This is a genomic window from Pseudonocardia nigra (assembly GCF_019396355.1).
Taxonomy (GTDB): domain Bacteria; phylum Actinomycetota; class Actinomycetes; order Mycobacteriales; family Pseudonocardiaceae; genus Pseudonocardia; species Pseudonocardia nigra.
The window spans coordinates 1-7,860 of sequence record NZ_JAHKRK010000289.1 but is presented as its reverse complement, the minus strand read 5'-3'; the positions used below and the strand labels follow the sequence as shown (position 1 = coordinate 7,860).

Annotated in this window: 7 protein-coding genes; 2 read left to right on the top strand and 5 right to left on the bottom strand. The window is 72.2% G+C overall.

All coding sequences use genetic code 11. The features are described 5' to 3' along the window. Positions 1-137: 137 nt before the first annotated feature. From KME75_RS37995 to KME75_RS37980, 4 genes are read right to left on the bottom strand one after another with little or no spacing between them, the layout of a single operon-like run. Positions 138-1,610 carry an aldehyde dehydrogenase (NADP(+)) gene (locus KME75_RS37995; RefSeq protein ID WP_219419779.1) on the bottom strand — a complete coding sequence of 491 codons (1,473 nt, stop codon included), beginning with the start codon at positions 1,608-1,610 and terminating at the stop codon, positions 138-140. Beyond that, positions 1,607-2,512: a fumarylacetoacetate hydrolase family protein gene (locus KME75_RS37990; protein ID WP_219419778.1), complete on the bottom strand. Its 906-nt coding sequence runs from the start codon at positions 2,510-2,512 to the stop codon at positions 1,607-1,609. Before KME75_RS37990 ends, KME75_RS37995 begins: the two co-directional genes overlap by 4 nt. Positions 2,513-2,520: 8 nt before the next feature. Then, complete coding sequence (locus KME75_RS37985; RefSeq protein ID WP_219419777.1) at positions 2,521-2,892, bottom strand: hypothetical protein; 372 nt, start codon at positions 2,890-2,892, stop codon at positions 2,521-2,523. After that, a complete protein-coding gene (locus tag KME75_RS37980) occupies positions 2,889-4,340 on the bottom strand; it encodes an Nramp family divalent metal transporter (protein ID WP_219419776.1) in 1,452 nt (483 codons plus the stop codon). The genes KME75_RS37985 and KME75_RS37980 overlap by 4 nt, the downstream gene beginning before the upstream one ends. 195 nt (positions 4,341-4,535) lie before the next feature. Between KME75_RS37980 and KME75_RS37975 the strand changes: the two genes are divergently transcribed. Both KME75_RS37975 and KME75_RS37970 read left to right on the top strand, forming a co-directional pair. Continuing rightward, positions 4,536-5,207, top strand: coding sequence for a GntR family transcriptional regulator (locus KME75_RS37975; protein ID WP_308283444.1), 672 nt, complete (start codon positions 4,536-4,538; stop codon positions 5,205-5,207). 23 nt (positions 5,208-5,230) lie between these two features. Further along, complete coding sequence (locus tag KME75_RS37970) at positions 5,231-6,607, top strand: FAD-binding oxidoreductase (protein WP_219419774.1); 1,377 nt, start codon at positions 5,231-5,233, stop codon at positions 6,605-6,607. A gap of 80 nt (positions 6,608-6,687) precedes the next feature. Here KME75_RS37970 and KME75_RS37965 read toward each other — a convergent pair whose 3' ends face one another. Beyond that, positions 6,688-7,740: a tartrate dehydrogenase gene (locus tag KME75_RS37965; RefSeq protein WP_308283443.1), complete on the bottom strand. Its 1,053-nt coding sequence runs from the start codon at positions 7,738-7,740 to the stop codon at positions 6,688-6,690. Positions 7,741-7,860: the final 120 nt, after the last annotated feature.

The following is a 7,860-nucleotide window of genomic DNA, read 5'->3' as shown; positions in this document are numbered from 1 at the left end:
GAAGGCCCCCAGGCCTCAGACTTTGCTTCGGGCTAGACGCACCAATGCCAACCGAGCTCAGCCGGACCCGACCCGATTCTCATACCTCGTGGCGGCCGAAGGCCATGGGGGACTTTGCTGCAATCGGTGGGGGTGCGTCAGGCCACGTCGGCCGTCGTCACCGTCCCGTTGACGCGGCGCGGCAGGCCCAGAGTGTTCTCGTCGCGCAGGGCCTCGGGCAGCAGCGCCTGGGGCGTGTTCTGGTAGCACACCGGACGCAGGAACCGGCGGATGGCTGTGGTCCCCACGCTGGTGTGCACCGACGCGGTGGTGGCCGGGTAGGGCCCGCCGTGGTGCATCGCCCACGCCACGGACACACCCGTGGGCCAGCCGTTGTAGAGCAGCCGTCCGGCGCGGTCGCGCAGCCGGTCGAGCAGCGGCGCCAGCGTCGGCGTGTCGGCGTCCTCGGCGTGGACGGTGGCGGTGAGGTTGCCGCCGAACGCCTCGGCGGCCGCGAGCAGCTCGTCCGGGTCGGAGTACTCGACCACGATCGACGTGGGGCCGAAGCACTCCTCGAGCAGCGCGTCCGGGTCGGCGAGCAGCTGCTTGGCCGTGGTGGCCAGCAACGTCGGGGCCACGCCCGCGTCGCCGTCGGCACCGTGGACGAGGGTGCGCACCGTGCCGAGGCCCGCCAGCTTGTCGCGCACCTCGGCGTGCCCGCCGCGGATGCGGTCGTTGAGCATCCCGGCGGGCGACGTGCCGCGCACGGCCTCGACCAGCCGGTACTCCAGCCCGTGGCCCTCCGGCAGGAACAGCAGCCCGGGCTTGGTGCAGAACTGGCCGGTGCCGAGCGTGAACGACGCGACGTAACCGTCGGCGATCGCCTCGCCGCGCGCGGAGACCGCAGCCGGCGTGACGAACACCGGGTTGAGGCTGCCCAGCTCCCCGTAGAACGGGATGGGCTCGGCTCGCGAGGTGGCGATGTCGAGCAGCGCCCGCCCGCCGCGCTCCGACCCGGTGAAGGCGCCTGCCTTGATCCGCGGGTCGGTCAGCGCGGTGGTACCGGCCTCCATGCCGTGGATGACGGCGAACGTGCCGTCCGGAGCGCCCGCGGCGCGCAGCGCCTCGACGAGGATCTCGCCGGTGCGCTCCGACAGCTTCGGGTGCCCCGGGTGCGCCTTGAGGACCACGGGCGCCCCGGCCGCGAGCGCGGACGCGGTGTCACCGCCGGGCACGCTGAACGCGAACGGGAAGTTGCTGGCGGCAAAGACCAGCACCGGGCCGAGCGGCACCAGCATCCGGCGCAGGTCCGGACGCGGCACCGGCTTCGCGTCCGCATCGGCGGTGTCGATGATCACCTCGAGGTAGGAGCCCTCCTCGAGCGCGTCGGCGAACAGCCGCAGCTGGCCGCTGGAGCGGGCCACCTCGCCGGTGAGCCGCTGCTCGGGTAGCGACGACTCCTCGATCGCCAGCGGCACCAGCTCGCCTGCCGCGGCGTCGAGGGCGTCGGCGGCGGCGCGCAGCTGCCGTGCGCGCTCTGCCGGGCGCAGGGCCGCGAGCGGACCCGCCGCGGCCGTGGCCGCGGCGAGCACCGCGTCGAGCTCCTGGCTGGTGGTGTCGGAGACGGTCACGAAAGCACCTTCCGGGCGTCGGGTCGGTCGGCGGCCTCGACGAGCCACAACATCGCCTCGCGGCCCCGCACGACCGGGTTGGCGAGCGTGCCGACCTGCGCGATGTCGATCTCGACGCGGTCACCCTCGACCAGTGTGAAACTCAGTTCCGGGACGATCCCGGTTCCCGTCGACAGTATCGCGCCGTCGGGGAAGTCCGTCGGCTCGAACAGGGCCGCCACGAGCTCCTCGAGGCTGCGGTGCAGGCGCGACGTGCTCGTCTCGCCCTCGAAGGCGACGGCACCGTCGCGCACGACCTTGATCGTGATGGCGAGGTCGCCGGCGTCCGGCACCTCCCAGGCCGGCCGGATGCCGGTGGCGATCGCGCAGCTGCCGCTGTAGATCTTGGCCTGCGGGATGTAGAGGGGGTTCTCGCCCTCGATGTTGCGCGAGCTCATGTCGTTGCACACCGTGTAGCCGACGATCTCGCCGAACCGGTTCGCGACGACCGCGAGCTCCGCCTCGGGGACGTCCACCCGGGAGTCGGCGCGCACCGCGACCGGCTCGCCGTCGGTGACGACCCGCCAGGCCACCGCCTTGAGGAAGATCTCCGGGCGCTCGGCGTCGTAGACCTTCTCGTACACCGACGCCTCGGTGCTCTCCTCGACGCGCCCGCTGCGCGAGCGTTCGTAGGTGACGCCGGCGGCCCACACCTCCGTGCGCCCGTCCACCGGCGGAAGGAACGTCACCGCGGCGGCGTCGACCTCCGGGCCGCTGGGTGTGAGCCGCTCGCGGAGCGTGTCCGCGGACTCGCGCAGCAGCTCGCCGATGCTGTTCCAGGGCAGCGGCGCCACCCTGCCGTCCCGGCGCAGCCCGACGCGCGGGGTTGCCGCTCCTGCCTCGAGATAGCGGACGATCTCCATGCTTCTCCCTACTCCTGTGCTGATACGGGGTGCCCTGATACCGGTTGCAGTGTGCGCGCCGCCTGCCGGGCGCGGTGCAGGCAGAACAGCGCCGCGGCGGCGGCGATCACCGCGAGCGACGGCTCGAGCAGGAGCAGCCCGCCGCCGACGACCAGGCAGGCAACTGCGAGCACCTGCCACTGGCGGCCCGACGCCGGGTTCACCCTGGCGCGTTCCGGGGCGCGGGCACCCTCGTGCCAGGCCAGCCACCCGTTCGCTACGGCGGCGAGCCCGAACACCGCGGCCCAGACCGCCGCGCCGTCCACCGCCCGGATGCCGGCGAGGGCGAGGAAGCCCAGGCCGAGCAGGAGGTAGCGCCAGCGGATCGGGACCGACGTCATGAGATCACGCCGACGTAGGCGAGGATCGCGACGATCCCGGAGACGGTGAGGAACACCGAGCCGAGCGTGACGAGCACCCGCAGCACGCGGCCCATCCGGTACGGGCCGGGCATGTTCTTGCGGTCGACGTAGAGCAGCCCGGCGCCGTAGATGCCGCAGGCGAACACGCCGCCGACGATGGACGCGGGTGTGATCAGCGCGACGAAGCTCGCGCCGGACAGGATCGCCAGCACGCTGCCGATGCCCACCCAGGCGTAGACGTACGGGCGGATGCCGCGCTGGCCGCGCTCACGGACCTTCTTCGACACGGCGGCGAGGCTCTCGTAGGTGGTCCACGTGTAGGCCTCCCACAGCGCGTACGCGGTGCCGAACAGCACCATGACGATCGCGACGATGTAGAAGTACTCGAAGACCGGGGCCACGACGCCGAGGAACTGCGACTGGTAGGTGAGGACGTCGTTGCCCGCGGGCACCTGCTGCTGCTCACCGAGGATCGCCGCACCGTTGATCATGAATGCCGCGGCGATGATCGCCATGGCCAGGAAGGCCGCGAGCATGTCGAACAGCGGGGCCCGGCTCCACGCCTTGGCCTGCGCGACGTCCGCCGGGTCGGTGGACAGCGGGATCCGGGCCCGGCCGTCCATCGCGGCCATGCGCCTGCCGATCGCCTGCGCCTCGGGGTGGCCGAGCATCCCCCACTTCTTCTCGCGCAGCATGCCGGTGTAGCCGACGTAGTCGTACATCCCGCCGCCGAGGCCGCCCATGAACACCACGAGCTCGACCCACACCGACGTCTCCACGATGTCGGGGTAGCGCTCGGCGACGAACGGCGCGTAGTCGAAGTCGCCGGGCACGAGCCCGCCCAGCGCGCCGAGCCAGTCGGGGCTCGCCACGAACACGGCGACGAGGACCAGCAGGACCATCAGCCCCGCGATGACGACCTGCACCTTCTCCAGCACGCGGTAGCCGCCGATGTAGGACAGCACCGCCGAGAACGCGAGGACGCCGAGTGCGTACAGCGTGGCGTCGCCCGCGCCGAGCGACTCGAGGTAGTCACCGAGCGCGACGGTCACGCCGCTCGCCCACCCGGGGAAGGACGCCAGGCAGATCAGCAGGATGACCAGTGGGAACCAGCCGCGCGGCCCGGGCAGCACCCGCGCGAAGCGGGTCATCGGGTGTTCGCCGGTGAGCGTGATGTGCCGGTTCGAGGCGTACACCAGCGCGCCCTTCGCGACCGTGCCGACGACGACGGCCCAGAGGACGGCGTAGCCGAACACGGCGCCCTCGCGCGAGGCGAGGATGGACTCGCCGCTGCCGATCGTCAGCGACGCGATGATCGCGCCGGGCCCGAAGAACTTCAGGATCGTCGCGAAGCTCACACGCTTGCGCCGCAGGGACGCAGGTGCCTCGGGCAGCGTCAGTGCGCCGCTGGTCTCCAATGCTGTCAAGGTCCACCTGCCCGTCTCCGCACGCACCTCTGCGCGCGGACGTGTGCTGGATCCCTCGGGGATCCTATGGGATATTTCCGATAGCCGCGGGGATTATTGGAGTCACCGGGGCCGTGGTCAAGAGGTGGGGAACGGTCTCGAGGGAGAGCCATGACCAGATCGACGAGCACGGGCGCCGCTCGTGAGGAGCCCCCCGTGACTCCGCTGCCCCGCCGGCAGGTGCTCGCCGACGACGTGTACGAGGCGATCAAGGCGCTCATCATGGACAACGCGATCGCCCCGGGCGCCCGCGTCTCGATCGACGGGCTGGCCCGCCAGCTCGGCGTCTCGCCCACGCCCGTGCGGGAGGCGCTGGCCCGGCTCGAGTCGGCCGAGCTCGTCGTCAAGGAGCCGCTGCGGGGCTACCGCACCACGCCGCTGCTCACGCTCCCGCAGCTGGACGACCTCTACCGGTTCCGGCTGCTCATCGAGCCCTGGGCGGCGGGCCGGGCGGCGGAGCTGATCGACCCGACGGCCCGCGAGCGCGTGCTCGCCGAGATGGCCTCCTGCGACGAACCGGAGTCGGAGACCTACGACGCCTACAAGGCGCTCACCGCGCACGACGCCCGCTTCCACGCGCTGGTGGCGGAGCTGGCCGGCAGCGACCAGGTGCGGCTCGCGCTCGAGCGGACGCATTGCCACCTGCACGTGTTCCGGCTGTACTACGACCGCGGCATCGGCCGCCAGACCGTGGCCGAGCACCGCCGCATCACCGAGGCACTCCTCGCCGGCGACGCCGACGCCGCCGAGCGGGCGATGCGCGACCACCTCGAGACCGCCTACTACGAGCGGCTGCGCCCCGTCTACGGCGATCGGGCCCGACCGTGACCCACCAGGAGGACGACGTCCGCATGACCGTGCTCAGCGAACTCGCCGCGGGCCTTCCCGCCGACGCGCTGCTCACCGACCCGGCGAGCACCGAGGCCTACCGGCACGACGAGGCGAGCTTCTGCCCGTCGGGGGCGCCCCTTGCGGTGGTGCGGCCGACCGCGACCGAGCAGGTGCAGCACGTGCTGCGGGTGGCGTCCGCGCACGGCGTACCGGTGGTGCCGCAGGGCGCCCGGTCGGGGCTGTCCGGCGCCGCGAACGCCGTGGACGGCGGCATCGTGCTCTCGCTCACCCGGATGGACCGGATCCTGCAGATCGACCCCGTCGACCAGGTCGCCGTCGTCGAGCCGGGCGTGCTCAACGCCGTGCTGTCCCGGGCCGTGCTCGAGCAGGGCCTCTACTACCCGCCGGACCCGTCGTCCTGGGAGCTGTCGACCATCGGCGGCAACCTCGCCACGAACGCGGGCGGGCTGTGCTGCGTGAAGTACGGCGTCACCGCCGACTTCGTCCGCGGCCTCGAGGTCGTCACCGCGGACGGGGAGCTGCTGCGCACCGGCCGCCGCACCGCCAAGGGCGTGGCGGGCTACGACCTCACCAAGCTGATCGTCGGGTCCGAGGGCACCCTCGGCGTGATCACCCAGGCGACGCTCGGGCTGCGGCCCGCACCCGAGGCCGCGCTGACGATGGCCGCAGCGTTCGGCTCGGCCGCCGACGCGCTGTCGGCCGTCACCCGGATCATGGCCGCGGGGCTGCAGCCGTCGATGTGCGAGTTCCTCGACGGGCTCACCGTGCGGGCCATCCAGGACTACCGCGACATGGGCCTGCCCGCAGGCGTCGGGGCACTGGTGATCACGCAGTCCGACCGCGGCCCGCGCGCGGCCGAGGACGTCGCGGAGATGGGCCGAATCTGCGACGAGCTGGGCGCACTCGACGTGGCCGTGGCCTCCGACGCCGCGGAGTCGGCGATGCTCATGGAGGCCCGCCGGATCGTGCACTTCGCCATCGAGAAGCTGGGCTCCACGCTCATCGACGACGTCGCCGTGCCGCGGTCGCGCCTGGTGGACCTGCTCGACGGGATCGCCGCGATCTCGGTGGAGCACGACGTGCTCGTGTCCTGCCCCGGGCACGTCGGCGACGGCAACATGCATCCCACGGTGATCTTCGACCGCGGCGATGCGGCCGCCGTCGAGGGGGCCCAGCGCGCATTCGACGCGATCATGCAACTCGGCCTGGGGCTGGGCGGGACGATCACGGGCGAGCACGGCGTCGGCGTGCTGAAGCGCGACTGGCTCGCCACGGAGCTCGGCGAGCTGAGCGCCGGCCTGCACCGCAAGATCAAAGCGGCGTTCGACCCGCAGGGGATCCTCAACCCGGGCAAGGTCCTGGCGCCCCCCGCCTGACGCCCCTCACCCCGTTGCAGCAAAGCCACTTTCATGCCACGTGGTTGCGTGAAAGTGGCTTTGCTGCAATCCGGGTTCGCCTAGCCGAGGTGGGTCACCAGGGCGTCGGTCACCTCGCGCGTGCTCGCCGTGCCCCCGAGGTCGGCGGTGCGGGTCTCGGGCTTCGCGAGCGTGGTCTCCATCGCCGCCAGCACGTCGGCGGCGGCGGCCGGGTGCCCGAGGTGCTCGAGCATCATCGCCGCCGACCACACCGCGCCCACCGGGTTGGCGATGCCCTGGCCGGCGATGTCGGGCGCCGAGCCGTGCACCGGCTCGAACATCGACGGGTACTGCTTCGTCGGGTCCAGGTTCGCCGACGGCGCGATCCCGATCGAGCCGGCCACCGCCGCGGCGAGGTCGGACAGGATGTCGCCGAACAGGTTCGACCCGACCACCACGTCGAAGCGGCCCGGCTGCAGCACGAACTTCGCCGCGAGGGCGTCGATGTGCTCGCTGTCCCACCGCACGTCCGGGTACTGGGCCGCCCGCTCGGCCACGACCTCGTCCCAGAACGGGAGGGTGTGCACGATGCCGTTCGACTTGGTGGCGGAGGTGACGTACCCGCGACGGGTCTGCGCGAGCTCGAAGGCGAAGTCGGCGATGCGGCTCACCCCGACCCGCGTGAAGATCGACTCCTGCACGGCCATCTCGTCCGGGAACCCGCGGTTCATCCGGCCGCCGACCTCGCTGTACTCGCCCTCCACGTTCTCGCGTACGACCACGAAGTCGACGTTCTCCGCGCCGCGCAGCGGGCTCTGCACGCCGTCGAAGACCCGGATCGGGCGCAGGTTCACGTACTGGCGGAACGCCCGGCGGATGGGGATGAGCAGTCCCCACAGCGACACGTGGTCGGGCACCCCCGGCCAGCCCACGGCGCCGAGCAGGATCGCGTCGAAGCCGCGGAGCGTGTCGATGCCGTCGGGCGGCATCATCGCGCCCTCACGCGCGTACCGCTGGCACGACCAGTCGAACTCCGTGTACTCCAGGCCGATGCCGTGCCGCGCACACACGGCGTCGAGTACCGCACGCGCGGAGTCGATCACGTCCGAACCGATCCCGTCGCCGGGGATCACGGCGATGCGCTGGTCGCTCACTGGTGCACCATCCTTGTGTCGGTAGCCGCCAGGCTGCTGATGCACCCGAGGTGCCCCTGGGTCACCGCCCTGCTCGCTCGACGCTGCGACGTCCAGCATGAGTTTCGCGGGGCCCGGTGG

Coding starts and splice junctions, on each gene's coding strand:
- KME75_RS37990 (WP_219419778.1), bottom strand. CDS start 2,512: ATGGAGATCGTCCGCTATCTCGAGGCAGGAGCGGCAACCCCGCGCGTC.
- KME75_RS37985 (WP_219419777.1), bottom strand. CDS start 2,892: ATGACGTCGGTCCCGATCCGCTGGCGCTACCTCCTGCTCGGCCTGGGC.
- KME75_RS37970 (WP_219419774.1), top strand. CDS start 5,231: ATGACCGTGCTCAGCGAACTCGCCGCGGGCCTTCCCGCCGACGCGCTG.